The organism is Cyanobium sp. PCC 7001, from assembly GCF_000155635.1.
GTDB lineage: Bacteria > Cyanobacteriota > Cyanobacteriia > PCC-6307 > Cyanobiaceae > NIES-981.
The window spans coordinates 2,648,020-2,663,490 of the sequence record NZ_DS990556.1 but is presented as its reverse complement, the minus strand read 5'-3'; the positions used below and the strand labels follow the sequence as shown (position 1 = coordinate 2,663,490).

General features: G+C 66.9%; 18 protein-coding genes. 12 read left to right on the top strand and 6 right to left on the bottom strand.

Translation table 11 applies throughout. The annotated features are described in order from the left end of the window. Positions 1-8: 8 nt before the first annotated feature. Positions 9-248: a DUF2811 domain-containing protein gene (locus CPCC7001_RS12965; protein ID WP_050757148.1), complete on the bottom strand. Its 240-nt coding sequence runs from the start codon at positions 246-248 to the stop codon at positions 9-11. Positions 249-703: 455 nt separating this feature from the next. On the opposite strand from CPCC7001_RS12965, the gene CPCC7001_RS12960 reads away from it, so the two are divergent. Then, positions 704-1,621 (top strand): NAD(P)-dependent oxidoreductase, encoded by a 918-nt coding sequence (locus tag CPCC7001_RS12960; RefSeq protein ID WP_050757246.1) that lies wholly within the window; start codon positions 704-706, stop codon positions 1,619-1,621. Here the strand turns inward: CPCC7001_RS12960 and CPCC7001_RS12955 are convergent. Both CPCC7001_RS12955 and CPCC7001_RS12950 read right to left on the bottom strand, forming a co-directional pair. After that, positions 1,557-1,976, bottom strand: coding sequence for a DUF1818 family protein (locus CPCC7001_RS12955; protein ID WP_071778322.1), 420 nt, complete (start codon positions 1,974-1,976; stop codon positions 1,557-1,559). The two genes, CPCC7001_RS12960 and CPCC7001_RS12955, sit on opposite strands and share 65 nt — an antisense overlap. A gap of 61 nt (positions 1,977-2,037) precedes the next feature. Continuing rightward, positions 2,038-2,268: a DNA-directed RNA polymerase subunit omega gene (locus CPCC7001_RS12950; RefSeq protein WP_043369135.1), complete on the bottom strand. Its 231-nt coding sequence runs from the start codon at positions 2,266-2,268 to the stop codon at positions 2,038-2,040. Between the two features lie 72 nt (positions 2,269-2,340). Here CPCC7001_RS12950 and CPCC7001_RS12945 point away from each other — a divergent pair, with 72 nt between their 5' ends. The 3 genes from CPCC7001_RS12945 (at position 2,341) to CPCC7001_RS12935 (ending at position 5,115) form a co-directional block, all read left to right on the top strand. Beyond that, positions 2,341-3,900, top strand: coding sequence for an Hsp70 family protein (locus CPCC7001_RS12945; protein WP_006910066.1), 1,560 nt, complete (start codon positions 2,341-2,343; stop codon positions 3,898-3,900). A 124-nt stretch (positions 3,901-4,024) separates the two neighbouring features. Further along, complete coding sequence (locus CPCC7001_RS12940; protein ID WP_006911484.1) at positions 4,025-4,816, top strand: hypothetical protein; 792 nt, start codon at positions 4,025-4,027, stop codon at positions 4,814-4,816. Between the two features lie 68 nt (positions 4,817-4,884). Then, the gene (locus CPCC7001_RS12935) at positions 4,885-5,115 is read left to right on the top strand and encodes a ferredoxin-thioredoxin reductase variable chain (protein WP_006911672.1); all 231 of its coding nucleotides are present in this window, start codon (positions 4,885-4,887) and stop codon (positions 5,113-5,115) included. Here CPCC7001_RS12935 and pyrR read toward each other — a convergent pair. After that, on the bottom strand, positions 5,112-5,696 hold the full coding sequence (gene pyrR, locus CPCC7001_RS12930; RefSeq protein ID WP_006911449.1) for a bifunctional pyr operon transcriptional regulator/uracil phosphoribosyltransferase PyrR: 585 nt from the start codon (positions 5,694-5,696) through the stop codon (positions 5,112-5,114). The genes CPCC7001_RS12935 and pyrR overlap by 4 nt on opposite strands. A gap of 382 nt (positions 5,697-6,078) precedes the next feature. On the opposite strand from pyrR, the gene gpmI reads away from it, so the two are divergent. From gpmI to CPCC7001_RS15385, 6 genes are all read left to right on the top strand, one after another. After that, the gene (gpmI, locus tag CPCC7001_RS12925; protein WP_043370146.1) at positions 6,079-7,653 is read left to right on the top strand and encodes a 2,3-bisphosphoglycerate-independent phosphoglycerate mutase; all 1,575 of its coding nucleotides are present in this window, start codon (positions 6,079-6,081) and stop codon (positions 7,651-7,653) included. A 36-nt stretch (positions 7,654-7,689) separates the two neighbouring features. Further along, positions 7,690-7,920 carry a preprotein translocase subunit SecG gene (gene secG / locus CPCC7001_RS12920; protein WP_006910548.1) on the top strand — a complete coding sequence of 77 codons (231 nt, stop codon included), beginning with the start codon at positions 7,690-7,692 and terminating at the stop codon, positions 7,918-7,920. A 156-nt stretch (positions 7,921-8,076) separates the two neighbouring features. Next, a complete protein-coding gene (msrB, locus tag CPCC7001_RS12915) occupies positions 8,077-8,559 on the top strand; it encodes a peptide-methionine (R)-S-oxide reductase MsrB (protein WP_006911743.1) in 483 nt (160 codons plus the stop codon). Positions 8,560-8,636: 77 nt separating this feature from the next. Beyond that, positions 8,637-9,770 (top strand): GSCFA domain-containing protein, encoded by a 1,134-nt coding sequence (locus CPCC7001_RS12910; protein ID WP_050757147.1) that lies wholly within the window; start codon positions 8,637-8,639, stop codon positions 9,768-9,770. After that, positions 9,767-10,471 carry a hypothetical protein gene (locus tag CPCC7001_RS12905; protein WP_006911693.1) on the top strand — a complete coding sequence of 235 codons (705 nt, stop codon included), beginning with the start codon at positions 9,767-9,769 and terminating at the stop codon, positions 10,469-10,471. Before CPCC7001_RS12910 ends, CPCC7001_RS12905 begins: the two co-directional genes overlap by 4 nt. Positions 10,472-10,600: 129 nt before the next feature. Next, the gene (locus CPCC7001_RS15385) at positions 10,601-10,921 is read left to right on the top strand and encodes a hypothetical protein (RefSeq protein ID WP_006909846.1); all 321 of its coding nucleotides are present in this window, start codon (positions 10,601-10,603) and stop codon (positions 10,919-10,921) included. Between the two features lie 85 nt (positions 10,922-11,006). Here CPCC7001_RS15385 and groL read toward each other — a convergent pair whose 3' ends face one another. Further along, positions 11,007-12,641 carry a chaperonin GroEL gene (gene groL, locus CPCC7001_RS12900; RefSeq protein WP_006911407.1) on the bottom strand — a complete coding sequence of 545 codons (1,635 nt, stop codon included), beginning with the start codon at positions 12,639-12,641 and terminating at the stop codon, positions 11,007-11,009. Between the two features lie 116 nt (positions 12,642-12,757). Continuing rightward, on the bottom strand, positions 12,758-13,069 hold the full coding sequence (gene groES / locus CPCC7001_RS12895; RefSeq protein WP_006910546.1) for a co-chaperone GroES: 312 nt from the start codon (positions 13,067-13,069) through the stop codon (positions 12,758-12,760). 242 nt (positions 13,070-13,311) lie between these two features. Here groES and atpD point away from each other — a divergent pair, with 242 nt between their 5' ends. Together atpD and atpC are read left to right on the top strand one after the other, a co-directional pair. Beyond that, on the top strand, positions 13,312-14,772 hold the full coding sequence (gene atpD, locus CPCC7001_RS12890; RefSeq protein ID WP_006911300.1) for a F0F1 ATP synthase subunit beta: 1,461 nt from the start codon (positions 13,312-13,314) through the stop codon (positions 14,770-14,772). 30 nt (positions 14,773-14,802) lie between these two features. Further along, complete coding sequence (atpC, locus tag CPCC7001_RS12885; protein WP_043369132.1) at positions 14,803-15,213, top strand: ATP synthase F1 subunit epsilon; 411 nt, start codon at positions 14,803-14,805, stop codon at positions 15,211-15,213. The last annotated feature ends 258 nt before the right edge of the window (positions 15,214-15,471 follow it).

Genomic DNA, 15,471 nt, shown 5'->3' with positions numbered 1-15,471 from the left:
CCGCGCTCTCAGAAACCGCGGAAATCGGGCTGGGAGGGGAAGAGGTTGGCCAGATAGCAGCGGGTGAGGTCGCGGTTCTGCACCCCGTTCTGCACCAGGAACCCCGCCAGGGCCGCCTGCACCAGCCGGTACTGGTCCCAGTTCGGATGGCACTCGAGGAAGCGCCGCATCGATTGCACCAGCTCCTCGGGAACCCGGGCCTGGAGGCTCACCGTGCCGGAGTCCGGCAGGTCGCCCGCGGCCGCCATCACCGGGCCTGCCGGGGGTTCCCCAGCTTCAGATCCTCGCTGCCCTTGGCTGTCGGACATCACCAGCCGATTCCGTGTGGGCACCAGTACTCCACAGGCGACGGCCCACGTCAAATCGCGCCCCATGGGACCGCCGCGCCCTCTCCCATGCTGAGATCCCGCACCGGATCAGCAGGGTGGGGGGCTGCAGCGCAGCGACATGCCCTCACAAAGCGCGGGCCCGGAGCTGTCAAGGGCCGATGCTTTTCCCCACCGCTGGCCGTGCCTTCTCCCCAGCGGCGGGCAGGCCCCTGCCCTGGCCCCATCCTGGGCTGGGAAAACCTGGGGAAAAGCCCGGGCGCCTCTGGGGAAGGGGGGACCGGGCAAAACGATCAGCAATGCTGATTCCTGGGCTGCGGCGGACTGGGACTCAGCTGAGCACGCTGTCGGAAGCTGGGGGCATCCGCCAGGCCCTCATGTCCTCCTCGCCGCCGATCGCCCTGCTGGGCACGGGCCTGCTGGGCTCGGCCATCGGTCAGCGACTGCTCCAGAGGGGCCTGGGGCTGCGGGTGTGGAATCGCCATCCCGAGCGGCTGCAGCCTCTGGTGGCCCTCGGTGCCGAGGCCTGTGCCACGGCAGCCGAGGCGGTGCAACCCTGCCGGTGGGTCATCGCGGTGCTCGCTGATGGGCCGGCCTGCCGCGAGGTGCTGCTGAGCGCCGAAAACCTGCGGTGGCAGGGGCAACGGGTGGTGCAGATGGGAACGATCGCTCCCGAGACCAGCCGCGAGCTGGCGGTGGCACTGCAACGGCAGGGCGCCGCCTACCTGGAGGCCCCCGTGCTCGGCAGCCGGCCGGAAGCCCTCACCGGAACCCTGCAGATCATGGTGGCGGGGGACGAACAGCTGTTTCAGGAAGCCCTGCCCCTGCTGCTGGCGCTGGGCCCCAACCCCGAATGGTTCGGGGCCATCGGCAGCGCGCTGGACACCAAGCTGGCGCTGAACCAGCTGATCGCCAGCCTCACCCATGCCTTCAGCCTGTCGCTGCAGCTGGTGCAGGCCGCCGGGGTGAACGTGGAGCAGTTCATGGCGGTGCTGCGCGGCAGCGCCCTGCATGCCCCCACCTTCGAGAAGAAGCTGCCGAGGCTGCTGGCCGATGACTACCGCCACCCCAACTTCCCCACCGCGCACCTTCGCAAGGATCTGCTGCTCTTCCTGGCTTCGGCGCGGCAGCACGGCCTGGACACGATGGGGCTGAGGTGCCTGGCGGATCTGCTGGAGCGGGCGCGCGACACACCGCTGGATCAGCTCGACTACAGCGCCCTCCACCGACTCACCGGGCCGGTTCCGCCTCCGGCAGATCCGGCGCCTCCAGCTGCAGCGCCTCGCAGTGGGTGAGGGCAGCCGCCAGCGGGCTGCTGGCCTGTTCACTCCAGCTGCCTTCCAGGCCACGGGCCCCGGCTCCCGGGTCCAGCACGAAGCGAAGCCGCCACGCTGCGCAGTGGCCCTCGAGCTCCACCCAGAGCGAACCGGGAGGGCAGGGGAGCTCGACCTCCAGGGTGATGGCCTCCTCGGCCATGAGCTGGTCGGCGATCGCCTCCAGCTGCTCCACCAGGCGGAGCACACACCGCCGCAGCAGACGAGCCTCCAGCAAGCTGAATTCCGCGGCCCAGCCATCGCCGCCGATCAGCACCGGCCAGTCGCCCTGGGCCGCAACGGCCAGGCGCCAACCGGGTCCCTCAAGAACACGCATTGACGGCAGCCGGGGTGAGGTCAGGCAAGTGTGAACGTCGCCGCTCGCCGCCGGCGGAACCTCAGCCGGGGAGCAGGGCGGGCTGGTCCTGTTCGTCGCTGAGCTCGACGATCGCCCGCTGCACCGGCTTGATCATCGACTCATCCAGCAGCCCGTCGAAGTCGTCGAAGCGGCGCTGCTTGGCGCGGAACGCGATCCGCACGGTCGTGAGGTAGCGATTGCTGGAGTGACGGATCAGGCTTTCGGCACGCTGGGCCAGATCCTTGGCGTTGACATCCAGGCCGCGCTGCATCTGATCCACTGAACACTCACCTCACCGTAGGTGACCGCCGCAACGGTTCAGGCGAGGGATTAGAAGGGCGCGATGGCAGGCACGCTGGCCATCGACCTGGGCAGCACCACCACGGTGGTGGCGTTCCAGGCGCCGGGAGCACAGCCGGGCCTGCTGGCGCTGCCGCCCTACTGCCTGGACGAGCCCCCGGTGGTTCCCTCCCTGGTGTGGATCGCCGCTCCCGACAGCCCGAGCCCCCTGGTGGGCCGCCAGGTGCTGGATGCCGGCCTGGCGTCCGGCAGCGGCCCGGAACTGCACAGGGATTTCAAGCGACGGATCGGTGAGCCCGCCGCACCATGCTCCGGTCTGCCCCTGCCACCTGAAGCGGCTGGAGCCCTCCTGCTGCAGCGCATCTGGCGATCGCTCCCCCCGGGGCTCGCACCGAGCCGGCTGGTGCTCACCGCCCCGGTCGAGGGCTACCGCCACTACCGCCGATGGCTGGTGGAGGCCTGCCGGGAACTGGAGGTTCCCGAGCTGGCCCTGGTGGACGAACCCACCGCAGCGGCCATCGGTGCCGGACTGGCCCCGGGGAGCACGGTGCTGGTGGTGGATGTGGGCGGCGGCACGATCGACCTCTCCCTGGTGCGGCTGGAGGGAGGTGAAGGGCGGGCGATGCCGATCGCCCAGCTGCTGCGCTTCGCCGGCAGGGATCTCCAGGACAGCCGACAAACGCTTCGCTGCGCCCAGGTGATCGGCAAGGCGGGGATGGCGATCGGGGGGCGTGACATCGACCGCTGGATTGCCCGCTCCCTCGGCTCGCCAGCCTCGGCATCGGGCTGGGACTCGCCTGCCCTGCTGGATGCGGCCGAGCGGCTGAAGTGCCGTCTCAGCGAGAGCGACGAAGCCCGCGTGATCGTGGCGCCCGCCGGGGAACAGCCCCGGGAGTGGCGCCTCAACCGCCGGGAGCTCGATGCCCTGTTGCTGGAGCGCGGTCTGCTGGAGGAGCTGGATGCCCTCCTGGAGCAGGTGCTCGCCGCCGGGCGCCGCGCCGGGATCAGCCTGGCCCAGATCGCCGCCGTTCTGCCGGTGGGTGGCGGCAGCAGGCTCGGTGCGATCCAGGCCTGGCTGGAGTCGCGCTGTGGCGGGCTGGCCATCCGGGCTCAGCGTCCGGTGGAGGCGGTGGCGCTCGGTGCCCTCGCCCTCACACCGGGGGTGCAGGTGCGGGACGTGCTGAGCCGGGGTGTGAGCCTGCGCTGCTGGGAGCAGCGCAGTGGGAGGCACCATTGGCATCCCCTGTTCATGGCGGGACAGAGCTGGCCCACCGAACAGCCTCTGGAGCTGGTGCTGGCCTGCAGCAGGGAAGGGCAGTCGGCGCTGGAGCTGGTTCTGGGCGAACCGCTGGATGAACAGCGCCGGGAGGTGGTGTTCGAGGGCGGCCTGCCCGTGCTGCGCCAGCGGCAGGCCGGCAGCGCCAGCGTGGAGCCCTGGCCCGTTCAACCCAGGCCCCTGGAGCTGAATCCGCCCGGACGCCCCGGCGAGGACCGGCTGCGCCTGGCCTTCAGCATCGACGCCCAGAGCCGGCTGATGCTCACGGTGACCGACCTGCTCACGGGCGAAGGCTCGGCTCCTCTGGAGCTGGGCAGCGTTCGCTGACGACGGGCTGGATCGGGATGGGCCTGCGGCTGCAGTCCTCCCACCCGGACGCTTACATAAGGATGGTCTACAGGCGGACTGCTTCCCCTTGGCGCTGCGTCAGCACCGACTGCCTCGATTCTGGTTGGGCATCACCCTCGGGCTGGTCGCTACCGCGCTTGGAGCGGCCTACTGGTGGGAGCAGCAGCTGCCCAGTCGGCTGGAGGCCGCCTCGGCCCGCGGCGATCTGGACGCCTGTCTGCGGTACAGCGAGCAGCTGCAGGCCCTGCGCTGGCTGGGGGGCGGGGCCCCCAGCGAACAGGGCCGCTGCCGGAGGCGCAAGGCCGGGCAGCTCTGGGAGGGCGAGCAGTGGGGCGAGGCCCTGCGGCTGCAGCTTCAGCTGGTGAATTCCGAAGCCGGCACGGCCGAAGACCGCCAACGGCTCGACGACTGGCAGCAGGACCTCAAGACCAGGGCGCTGGCACGCTTCAACGCCGGGGATCTGGAGGGCAGCCTGGCCCTGCTCGAGCCCATGGGCGAGCACCGGCGGCCCGATCGGCGTGCCCTGGGCAACCGGCTCCAGGAGATCTGGACCCGCAACCAGCAACTGCTGGGCCGCGCCGAGCGCCTCAGTGCCGAGAAGCGTTGGTGGGAAGCTCTCGAGGCCCTCAACCGGATCGACCATCCCTGGTGGAAACAGCAGAGTGAAGCGGTGAGAGCCACGGTGCAGCAGGGCATCAGCACCCTGCGCGGCCCCGACCGGGAGCGGGATGGCCACGGCTCGCTCCCCCACACCGTGCCGATCGATGAGCTCGACCGGGAGGTGCAGCGGCGGATCGCCAGCGGCATGGATGAATGGGCCGCCTTCCAGGCCGCCTGCGCGGCCCTCGGCGGCAAGGTGGTGGAAGCGGGTCCCGAAAGCGGCTGTCAGCGCTGACCATCGCCCGCTTCCGAGGCGATGCGACCGCCCATGACAAGATTGGGGCCCAGACAGCGCACGCGTTCATGCAGCCAGGGGATCAGGTCAAGGTCTGCCAGAGCGTGGTGGTGTACCACCATCCCCAGCACCGCGGCGAAGCCTTCGATCTGATGGGTCAGCAGGGCGAGGTTCTCAGCGTGCTCGACTCCTGGAAGGGCCGGGTGATCAGCCCCACCCTGCCGGTGGTCGTGGCCTTCGGGAAGTTCCGGGCCCACTTCCGCGCCGATGAGCTCGAAGCGGTCCAGAACGGGACCTAGGACCTGGCTGAGGCTGCTGTGGATGGGTCCCATGCGCCGGGGTCCGCATCCCCCGGCGTGAGCAGGAACACGCCCTCCTCCTCGTCGATGCCGCGCAGGCAGAGCTGAATCGAATCCTGGCGGCGGGTGGGAACAACCCGCCCGCAGAAGTCCGGCTGGATCGGCAGCTCCCGATGGCCGCGGTCCACCATCACCAGCAGGCTCACCCGGCGTGGCCGCCCCCAGGCCTGCAGGGCCTCCAGGGCAGCCCGCACGGTGCGCCCCGTGAAGATCACGTCGTCCACCAGCAGCACGTGGCGGCCCTCCAGTCCCACCGGCATGGCCGTGGGCTGTACCAGCCGGGTGCCGACCCGTTCCAGATCATCGCGATGGAAGGTGGGATCGAGGGAGCCGCAATCCACGCTGCGACCGCAGAGTGCCTCAAGACGGTGGGCCAGGACCTCGGCCAGGGCCACCCCCCGGGTGGGGATCCCCAGCAGCAGCAGGGCCGCGGGATCGGGCTCCATCTCCAGCACCTGGGTGGCCAGACGGTCCAGGGTTCTGGCCAGCTCGGCACTGGAGAGCAGTTCCAGCCGGGCCATGGGCGGAGGTGCGGGAGGCTTGGAGGCTCAACGGGGGGTCCTTCCTTGCGGATGGTAGGTGTCTGCTGGCGCACGCTCGCAAGGGCCGGGCCGCAGGAGCCATGAGTCCAGGATGTGACCAAAGGCTGACGCGGCCGGCGGTTGGGACAGAGGCATCACATCCGCGCTGTAGGTTGGCATTGGAAGGTGCTTTCCAGCGTGTGAGGTGAGTCGGGTGAAAGCAAATTCCTCCCAGCCAGATTCCTCCCAGCCTTTGTCTTCCCCATCGTTGATGTCCCAGCCGTCGTCTGGAGTGATGGGAAGTTCAGCCTCTGGATCCGGAGCCCAGGCCGCCGGGACGGCCTTGCAGGATCGCCCCCCCACCCAGGGTTCGGTGGCTCCGGTGGTGCTCGCCATCCTCGATGGCTGGGGCCATCGCCACGACGGCACCCACAACGCCATCCGCATCGCCGACACCCCGGTGATGGATGCCCTGTGGCACGCCTACCCCCACACCCTGATCGAAGCCAGCGGTGCTGCCGTCGGCCTGCCGGACGAGCAGATGGGCAACTCCGAGGTCGGCCACCTGACGATCGGATCCGGCCGCATCATCCGCCAGGAGCTGGTGCGCATCAGCCAGGCGGTGCAGGACGGCTCGCTGGCGAAGAACCCAGCCATCAACACCCTGGCCGACAACCTCAGCAGCCGTGGTGGCACCCTCCACCTGATCGGGCTGTGCTCCGACGGTGGCGTGCACAGCCACATCAACCATCTCGGTGGCCTGCTCCGCTGGGCGGCGGCCCGAGGCCTGAGCGATGTCTGTGTGCATGTGATCACCGATGGTCGCGACACCGCCCCGAACAGCGCACCCGGTTTCGTGGCCACCATCGAGAAGCAGATCAGGGCTGCCGGAGTGGGGCGCATCGTCACCGTGTGCGGGCGCTACTGGGCGATGGATCGCGACAACCGCTGGGACCGCACGGAAAAGGCCTACCGCCTCCTCACCGACGATCGTCAGCCCCGCGGCCTCTCCCCCACCGAGGCCATCGCCGCCTCCTACGCCGCCGACGTGGAGGACGAGTTCCTTGAGCCGATGCGCCTCCAGGAAGGCCGCCTGCGCGACGGGGATGGGGTCATCTGCTTCAACTTCCGCCCGGACCGGGTGCGTCAGCTGATCAAGGCTCTGGTGGAGCCCGAGTTCACCGCCTTCGAACGCGACGCCCATCCCGCACTCGATGTGGTCACCTTCACCCAGTACGAGAAGGGGCTGCCCGTGAGCGTGGCCTTTCCCCCCGAGTCCCTGGACGGGCTGCTGGGGCAGGTGGTGTCGGAAGCCGGTCTGCGCCAGCTCCGCACCGCGGAGACAGAGAAATATCCCCACGTCACCTATTTCATGAACGGGGGCATCGAGCAGGCCTTCCCTGGGGAAGACCGCCATCTGGTCCCATCACCGCGGGTGGCCACCTATGACCAGGCCCCGGCCATGTCAGCTGAACAGCTCACCAGCAGTTGTGTTTCGGCCATTCAGAAGGGGATCTATGCCCTAGTGGTGATCAACTACGCCAACCCCGACATGGTCGGCCACACGGGTCAGATCGCTGCCACCACCGAAGCCATCAGCACGGTGGACCGCTGCGTGGGCCGCCTGATGGAGGCCACCAACCGGATGGGAGGCACCCTGCTGATCACAGCAGACCATGGCAATGCCGAGGTGATGGTCGGCCCCGACGGCAGACCCTGGACTGCCCACACCACCAATCCCGTTCCGGTGATCCTGGTGGAGGGGGAAAAGCGCAAGCTGCCGGGCCATGGCAACGCCGTGGAACTGCGAGAAGGCGGCGGCCTTGCCGACATCGCCCCCACGCTGCTGGAGATCCTGGGCCTGCCCAAACCAGCCACCATGACCGGCACCTCCCTGGTCCAGCCCGCTGCGGTGGGTGCTCCGCCGAGCCGCGTGCGTCAGACCCTCAGCGTCTAGCCTGAGCTGGCCCGAGCCGCCCCCGTCGCCGCTGCCATGCTCTCCTCCGTTCTGGCCTGGGTCTGGGCCGCCAGCGGCGTTCTCCTGATTCTCAGCGTTCTGCTCCACAGCCCCAAGGGCGATGGCATGGGGGGGCTCGCCTCCAGCGGTGGTTCGATGTTCACCAGTGCCCGCAGCGCCGAACAGACCCTGAACCGCATCACCTGGACCCTGCTGGTGATCTTTCTCGCCCTCGCCGTGATACTCAGCGCTGGATGGCTGTCGTGAACTGGACGTTGTGCGCCGAATGGAGTGAGTTGAACGTTGTGCGCTGACTGTCGCAATCTCACTGTCGCAATCTCACTGGCACGATCTAACTGTCACGATCGCGGCCAAGGCCGCCTGAACGACCCTCCGACCCGGATCCACCACCAACCCATGCCCATGTTCCGACGCCATCTCCTGGCAGGCCTGAGCACCGGCCTCGCAGCCCTGGTGTCGAAGCCTGCCGGTGCCGATGCCGCCGCTGCCGCCACCGACCCCCGCTGGGCGCTGAGCAAGGCCGAATGGAAGCGGCGGCTGAGTCCCGAGGCCTTCACGGTGCTGCGCGAAGAGGGCACCGAGCGTCCGTTCTCCAGCCCGCTCAATGCCGAGAAGCGCCGTGGCACCTACCTCTGTGCCGGATGTGCCCTGCCCCTGTTCAGTTCGGACACCAAGTACGACAGCGGCACGGGCTGGCCCAGCTTCTGGCAGCCCCTGCCGCAGGCGATCGCCAGCAAGATGGATTTCAAGCTGATCATTCCCCGCACCGAGTACCACTGCCGTCGCTGCGGAGGACACCAGGGGCACGTGTTCAACGACGGCCCCCGACCCACCGGCAAGCGGTACTGCAACAACGGCGTCGCTCTGCGCTTCCAGCCCGCCTGATTCTCACGGGGTCCTGCAGGCACCCGCTGCTGTCCGGCCTGCAGATGGCATCCATGTCCCTCAGCCGCTGATTCGTCGTGCGCAATCCCTACAGCGATCTCCCCACAAGGGCCTTCTGGCGTCGGGCCGTGGTCGAGAGTTCGCCCTTCACGGCCGAGGAGCTCTACACCCCCAAGTGGATCCTGAGCCCCAACACAAAGATCGCCACCGCTGGTAGTTGCTTTGCCCAGCACATCACCACGCACCTCAGAGATGAGAAGTTCAATGTGCTGGACCTGGAAAAGCCTCCCTGTTCGCTTGCCGAGCCAGACCATCAGCGCTTTGGATTCTCGCTCTACAGCTGCAGGTATGGGAATATCTACACGGCGCAGCAACTGCTTCAGCTCGCCCGGGAAGTGCAGGGACGCTTCCGGCCAGCCGATGTTGTCTGGCAACGTGAAGGGCGGTTCTTCGATGCCCTGCGTCCGGGTGTGGAGCCCGAAGGCCTCAGCAGTGCCGCGGAGGTGATGGAACACCGCCGTTATCACCTCTCCCGGGTGAAGCTGATGTTCAAGCGAATGGATGCGTTCATCTTCACCCTCGGGCTTACCGAAGCCTGGGTGCGTTCCGACGGGCGGAGCCAGACGGTGTATCCCACGGCGCCGGGTACCATCGCTGGCCACTTTGAGCCTCAGGTGTATCAGTCACAGAACTACCGTTGCTCCGAGGTCGTCAGTGCCCTGCAGGAATTCAGGCGCGTCGTGGGACGCCTCCGCCGCGGCAGACCGTTCCGGATGCTGCTCACCGTGTCGCCCGTGCCACTCACCGCAACGGCCAGCGGCAACCATGTGCTGGCAGCCACCACGTATTCCAAGGCCGTGCTTCGCGCCGCTGCCGGAGAACTCTGTGCAGGCTCCGACGACATCGACTACTTCCCCTCCTACGAGATCATCACCAACCCGGCAGCCCGAGGCCTGTTCTATGCAGCCAACCTCCGATCGGTGCGTCCCGAAGGGGTGGCCATCGCCATGCAGACCTTCACGCGGGCGCACCGCCCGGAGGCGCAGCCGGAGGCTGGTGGAGGCGGCCAGCGTCAGCGGGGACACAGCGTGGCCCGGCTCAGGCGCCAGCGCCACAAGGCTGCCCTTCAGGGCGCTGCCCCTCAGACCCCCGGGCGGGCCAGAGCCGATCTGCAATGCGAGGAGGCCTTGCTGGAGGCGTTCGGCGAATGAGCAGGATCCTCTGGTGTGGGGGGTCCCATCTTGCCAACGCCAAGTGCTCAGCCATCGAGGAACTGCACGCCGGACTCCTCAAGGCCTACGTGCCCGATTACTACATCACCGCAGCGCCTGCCAATCGCAACTGGAGTGCGGCGGGAGGCCGTTATCGCGTCGAGGGAACCACGGTGACCGGCAACAGGACCATGTCCATGGCACGTCGGAATCTTCAGGAGTATGCCGCCATCATCTTTGTGGGGCAGTGGATTCAGCCTTGGTTCGCTTTTCGCGATGGGCTGCCCCTCTCCGAGGCTGTGCTCAGGCTGAGTCTGGAGAGTCTGCCGCTTCACCCCATGATCACGCGTCGGGGCAGGGAGCTGCGGTGGTACAACGAGCCACTCGCCCTGTTCCCCACGCTGACCAGCGCCAAGGTCATTCTCATTCGTGACCCCGAAGCCTGCATGGACTCCTACCGCCTGGTTCCCAAGCCGGTGAAGCAGCGGTTCGGCGAGCATCTCGAGGCGTTCTGCCGAAGCTCTGGTCTTCTGCTCTGTCCTCAGTTCACAGACGTGCTCGATCGTGATCATGTCACGCAACGCCGCTACCTCCGCAGCAGCGATGGCCAAGACCCGGTCCACATGTCCGACACCTATTGGCGGCTGCTGTTTGATCGTCTCCTGGCCCCCCTGCTGAAACGGCATCTGGCCCTGGAGTGAGAACCCCAGGTCAGCACGGCACTCCGCCATGGCTAGAGTGCGGCGCCATGGCGGAGTGCCTTGCATGGTTGGGAGGCAGCTTCGCAGGCCGAACGTTTCGTCTGACACCTGATCTGAAAGTTCAGTGCAATGAGCCGATTTCAATCGACGATCTCAACCTTCGCTGCCATCGGAACGATCGGCCTCACGGTGGTCGCGGTGTACCGAGCTGTGGATGAGCAGAAGCAACGGGAGCTGAAGAATCAGCAGGAAATTCAGACACTGCGCCAAGAGCTCGAGGAACAACGCCGCAAGGAGAACGCCAACGAACCGCTCGTTGTGCCCTCGATTGGCTTGCCCGGCGCCGAGTCAACCCCGACTTCGCCCCAGTCCAGCCAGGCCCCGCCGAGCGAATCCAGCTTCCCCCTGCCGCCACCGCCTCTGCCGGCCCCCGGGAGCGCTACCGAATGAACACGATCCTGGCCAGAGCCAGGATCTGACGAGACAAAAAAAGCGCCCCCGAAGGGGCGCGCTGGCTGCGAAGGATCGAGGGTGATCAGTAGTCGAAGTCTCCGCCCATGCCACCACCACCGGCAGGGGCCGCTTCCTTCTTCTCGGGCAGGTCCGCCACGATGCACTCGGTGGTGAGCACCATGCCGGCGATCGAGGCGGCATTCTGCAGGCCGGAGCGGGTCACCTTGGCGGGATCCACGATGCCGGCGGCCAGCATGTCCACGTACTCACCGGTGGCGGCGTTGTAACCCTCGTTGAAGGGCTTGCTCTTCACGTTTTCGGCGACGACGGCGCCGTTGGCACCGGCGTTCTCGGCGATGCGCTTGAGCGGCGCGGTGAGCGCGGACGCCACGATGGTGGCCCCGATCAGCTCTTCACCGGTGAGATTGGCCGCTGCCCACTCTTCGAGAGCCGGAGCCAGGTGGGCCAGGGTTGTGCCACCACCAGGAACAATGCCCTCTTCGACCGCCGCTTTGGTGGCGTTGATGGCATCCTCGAGACGGAGCTTCTTGTCCTTCATCTCGGTCTCGGTGGCGGCACCCACCTTGACCACGGCCACACCACCGCTCAGCTTGGCCAGACGCTCCTGCAGCTTCTCCTTGTCGTAGGAGGAGTCGGTTTCGTCCATCTGCTTGCGGATCTGCTCGCAGCGGGCCTTCACGGCCACCTCGTTGCCCTCGGCCACGATGGTGGTGGTGTCCTTGTTGATGGTCACCCGGCGGGCGGTGCCGAGCATCTCGAGCTTGGCGTTCTCCAGCTTGAGGCCGGCATCCTCGGTGATCAGCTGGCCATTGGTGAGAACGGCGATGTCCTCGAGCATGGCCTTGCGGCGGTCACCGAAGCCGGGGGCCTTGACGGCGGCCACATTGAGCACACCACGCAGACGGTTCACCACCAGGGTGGCGAGGGCTTCCTTCTCGATGTCCTCGGCGATGATCAGCAGGGGCTTGCCGGTGCGGGCGATCTGCTCGAGCACGGGCACCAGGTCCTGCACCAGGCCGATCTTCTTGTCGGTGAGCAGGATGTAGGGCTCCTCGAGCACCGCTTCCATGCGCTCGGTGTCGGTGGCGAAGTAGGGAGAGATGTAGCCCTTGTCGAAACGCATGCCCTCGGTGACCTCCAGCTCGGTGGTCATCGATTTCCCTTCCTCCAGGGAGATCACGCCTTCCTTGCCGACCTTGTCCATGGCGTCGGCGATCATGCGACCCACCTCTTCGTCGTTGCCGGCGGAGATGGTGCCCACCTGGGCAATGGCGCTGGAGTCGGAGATCGGCTTGGCGTGCTCCTCGATCTTCTTGACGAGGAAGTCGGAGGCCTTGTCGATGCCCTTCTTGAGGGTGATCGCGTTGGCGCCGGCGGCCACGTTGCGCAGACCGGCCTTGACCATGGCGTGGGCCAGGACGGTGGCAGTGGTGGTGCCGTCACCGGCAGCGTCGTTGGTCTTGGAGGCCGCCTGACGGATCAGGGCCACACCAGTGTTCTCGATGTGATCCTCCAGCTCGATCTCCTTGGCGATGGTGACGCCATCGTTGATGATCTGTGGAGCACCGAACTTCTTCTCCAGCACCACATTGCGGCCCTTGGGACCGAGGGTGACGGCCACGGATTCGGCCAGGATGTCAATGCCTTTTTCGAGCGCGCGGCGGGCTTGCTCGTTGTAGATGATGCGCTTAGCCATGGGAGGCGTACGTCTCGTAGGGAAACTGTTGGTTGATCAAGACACTGAAGGGATGGGCTACAGCTCGAACACAGGAAGTGAGACTTCCAGGCGATCAGAGCGCGCGCATCAGCACTTCAGTTGACGACAGCAAGGATGTCTTTCTCAGACAGCAGCACGTACTCGTCGGTGCCGAGCTTGATGTCGGTGCCGGCGTACTTGCTGTAGAGAACCTTGTCGCCAATGCTCACTTCAGGAGCCTGGCGGGAGCCGTCCTCATTGCGCTTGCCGGGGCCGACCTGCACCACTTCGCCCACTTGGGGCTTCTCTTTGGCGGTGTCCGGCAGCAGGATGCCACCGGCGGTCTTCTCTTCGGACTCCGACACCTTGATGAAGATGCGATCTCCGAGCGGCTTGACCGTGGAGACGCTGAGGGAAACAGCAGCCATGGATAGATGCGATAGCAACGACATGGCGCCCGAGACGCCACAGGAAGAAGGGAATTGGCACTCCCCTCTCACGAGTGCCAACCTATGCGCACGGGGTCCTCGGCAGCCAGCCTGCGCCTGTGCGGGTGACCGAACCGCGGGAGGAGCGGGAGGGGCGAGTGTTAAGGTTGCCCGGCTCCCCAGAGGTCAGGGATCGTTCCAGCACCCCTGTCCCCACAAGCGCTCTCCCCAATCCCATCCATATGGCTGCTGCTACTGCCACCGGCACCAAAGGCATCGTCCGGCAGGTGATCGGCCCGGTGCTCGACGTCGAATTCCCGGCCGGCCAGCTGCCCAAGATCTACAACGCCCTCCGGATCGAGGCGAAGAACTCCGCCGGGCAGTCCATCGCCCTGACGGCCGAGGTGCAGCAGCTGCTCGGTGATCACCGGGTGCGGGCCGTGGCCATGAGCAGCACCGATGGCCTGGTGAGGGGCATGGAGGCCCTGGACACCGGCGCCCCCATCTCCGTGCCCGTCGGCGAGGCCACCCTCGGCCGCATTTTCAACGTGCTCGGTGAGCCCGTGGACGAGCAGGGGCCTGTCAGCACCAACCTCACCGCCCCCATCCACCGCGCAGCTCCCAAGCTCACCGAGCTTGAGACCAAGCCCCGGGTGTTCGAGACGGGCATCAAGGTGATCGACCTGCTGGCTCCGTACCGCCAGGGCGGCAAGGTGGGGCTCTTCGGCGGTGCCGGGGTCGGCAAGACCGTGCTGATCCAGGAGCTGATCAATAACATCGCCAAGGAGCATGGCGGTGTGTCCGTGTTCGGCGGTGTCGGCGAGCGCACCCGCGAGGGCAACGACCTCTACGAGGAATTCAAGGAGTCGGGCGTGATCAACGCCGACGACCTCTCCAAGTCGAAGGTGGCCCTCTGCTACGGCCAGATGAACGAGCCCCCCGGTGCACGCATGCGGGTGGGTCTCTCGGCGCTCACGATGGCCGAGCACTTCCGCGACGTGAACAAGCAGGACGTGCTGCTGTTCATCGACAACATCTTCCGCTTCGTGCAGGCCGGCTCAGAGGTGAGCGCCCTGCTGGGCCGCATGCCTTCCGCCGTGGGTTACCAACCCACCCTCGGCACCGATGTGGGTGAGCTGCAGGAGCGCATCACCTCCACCCTCGAGGGGTCGATCACCTCGATCCAGGCCGTCTACGTTCCCGCGGACGACCTCACCGACCCGGCCCCGGCGACCACCTTCGCCCACCTCGATGCCACCACCGTGCTGAGCCGCGGCCTGGCCTCCAAGGGCATCTACCCGGCCGTGGACCCGCTCGATTCCACCAGCACCATGCTGCAGCCGGCCGTGGTGGGTGATGAGCACTACCGCACCGCCCGCGCCGTGCAGAGCACCCTGCAGCGCTACAAGGAGCTTCAGGACATCATCGCCATCCTCGGCCTCGATGAACTCTCCGAGGATGACCGCCGCACGGTGGACCGCGCCCGCAAGATCGAGAAGTTTCTCTCCCAGCCCTTCTTCGTGGCCGAGGTGTTCACCGGCATGCCCGGGAAATACGTGAAGCTGGAGGAAACCATCAAGGGCTTCAACATGATCCTTGCCGGTGAACTCGATCACCTCCCCGAAGCCGCGTTCTATCTCGTGGGCAACATCGACGAGGTGAAGGCCAAGGCCGAGAAGATCCTGGCGGATTCCAAGGGTTGATCCCCTCCCTGCCAACCCTGAGGATTCACGATGTCTTTGACCCTGCGAGTTCTGGCCCCTGACCAGAGCGTTTTTGACGGCAGTGCCGATGAGGTGATTCTGCCCAGCACCACCGGCCAGGTGGGCATCCTGCCCGGCCATGTCACCATGCTGGCCGCACTCGACACGGGCGTGATGCGCCTCCGCGAGGCCGGAGGCTGGACATCGATCGCCCTGCTCGGCGGTTTTGCCGAGGTGGAAGCCGATGAAGTCACTGTGCTGGTGAACGGCGCCCAGTTAGGCAGCAGCATCGACGCCGCAGCCGCCCAGGCCGACTTCGAGGCAGCCCAGCAGGCTGCCGCCGCTTTCGAAGGGCAGAGCCCCAGCACCGAGAAGCTCAAGGCGCAGCAGGCCCTGGCCAAGGCTCGCGCCTGGATGCAGGCCACCCGCGGCCAGGCCTGACGCTCAGTCGGGCATCCAGATCGCTACACGAACACCTCTTCAACGCTGCGGCGCCTCTCTTTGGGCCATGGATTCCATGGCCCTTTTTTGTGCGTGGGCTTGTGCCTCGGATTGATGTCTTGTGGCAGGGAATTGGAATTGTTGCCCCAGTTGTTGCCTCAGTTCCGTAGGCCATGAAAAAGCCCCCGGACAGGGGGCTGAGCAAGCAAGGGGTGCACCTGACCGAAGACGGAGGCTCTGAACACGAGTGCTCTGGAA

Coding starts and splice junctions, on each gene's coding strand:
- CPCC7001_RS12965 (WP_050757148.1), bottom strand. CDS start 248: ATGGCGGCCGCGGGCGACCTGCCGGACTCCGGCACGGTGAGCCTCCAG.
- groL (WP_006911407.1), bottom strand. CDS start 12,641: ATGGCTAAGCGCATCATCTACAACGAGCAAGCCCGCCGCGCGCTCGAA.
- CPCC7001_RS12945 (WP_006910066.1), top strand. CDS start 2,341: ATGGCAGGCACGCTGGCCATCGACCTGGGCAGCACCACCACGGTGGTG.
- msrB (WP_006911743.1), top strand. CDS start 8,077: ATGTTCCGACGCCATCTCCTGGCAGGCCTGAGCACCGGCCTCGCAGCC.
- CPCC7001_RS12955 (WP_071778322.1), bottom strand. CDS start 1,976: ATGCGTGTTCTTGAGGGACCCGGTTGGCGCCTGGCCGTTGCGGCCCAG.
- groES (WP_006910546.1), bottom strand. CDS start 13,069: ATGGCTGCTGTTTCCCTCAGCGTCTCCACGGTCAAGCCGCTCGGAGAT.
- atpC (WP_043369132.1), top strand. CDS start 14,803: ATGTCTTTGACCCTGCGAGTTCTGGCCCCTGACCAGAGCGTTTTTGAC.
- CPCC7001_RS12960 (WP_050757246.1), top strand. CDS start 704: ATGTCCTCCTCGCCGCCGATCGCCCTGCTGGGCACGGGCCTGCTGGGC.
- atpD (WP_006911300.1), top strand. CDS start 13,312: ATGGCTGCTGCTACTGCCACCGGCACCAAAGGCATCGTCCGGCAGGTG.
- CPCC7001_RS12950 (WP_043369135.1), bottom strand. CDS start 2,268: ATGCAGCGCGGCCTGGATGTCAACGCCAAGGATCTGGCCCAGCGTGCC.
- CPCC7001_RS12905 (WP_006911693.1), top strand. CDS start 9,767: ATGAGCAGGATCCTCTGGTGTGGGGGGTCCCATCTTGCCAACGCCAAG.
- secG (WP_006910548.1), top strand. CDS start 7,690: ATGCTCTCCTCCGTTCTGGCCTGGGTCTGGGCCGCCAGCGGCGTTCTC.
- pyrR (WP_006911449.1), bottom strand. CDS start 5,696: ATGGCCCGGCTGGAACTGCTCTCCAGTGCCGAGCTGGCCAGAACCCTG.
- CPCC7001_RS12935 (WP_006911672.1), top strand. CDS start 4,885: ATGCAGCCAGGGGATCAGGTCAAGGTCTGCCAGAGCGTGGTGGTGTAC.
- CPCC7001_RS15385 (WP_006909846.1), top strand. CDS start 10,601: ATGAGCCGATTTCAATCGACGATCTCAACCTTCGCTGCCATCGGAACG.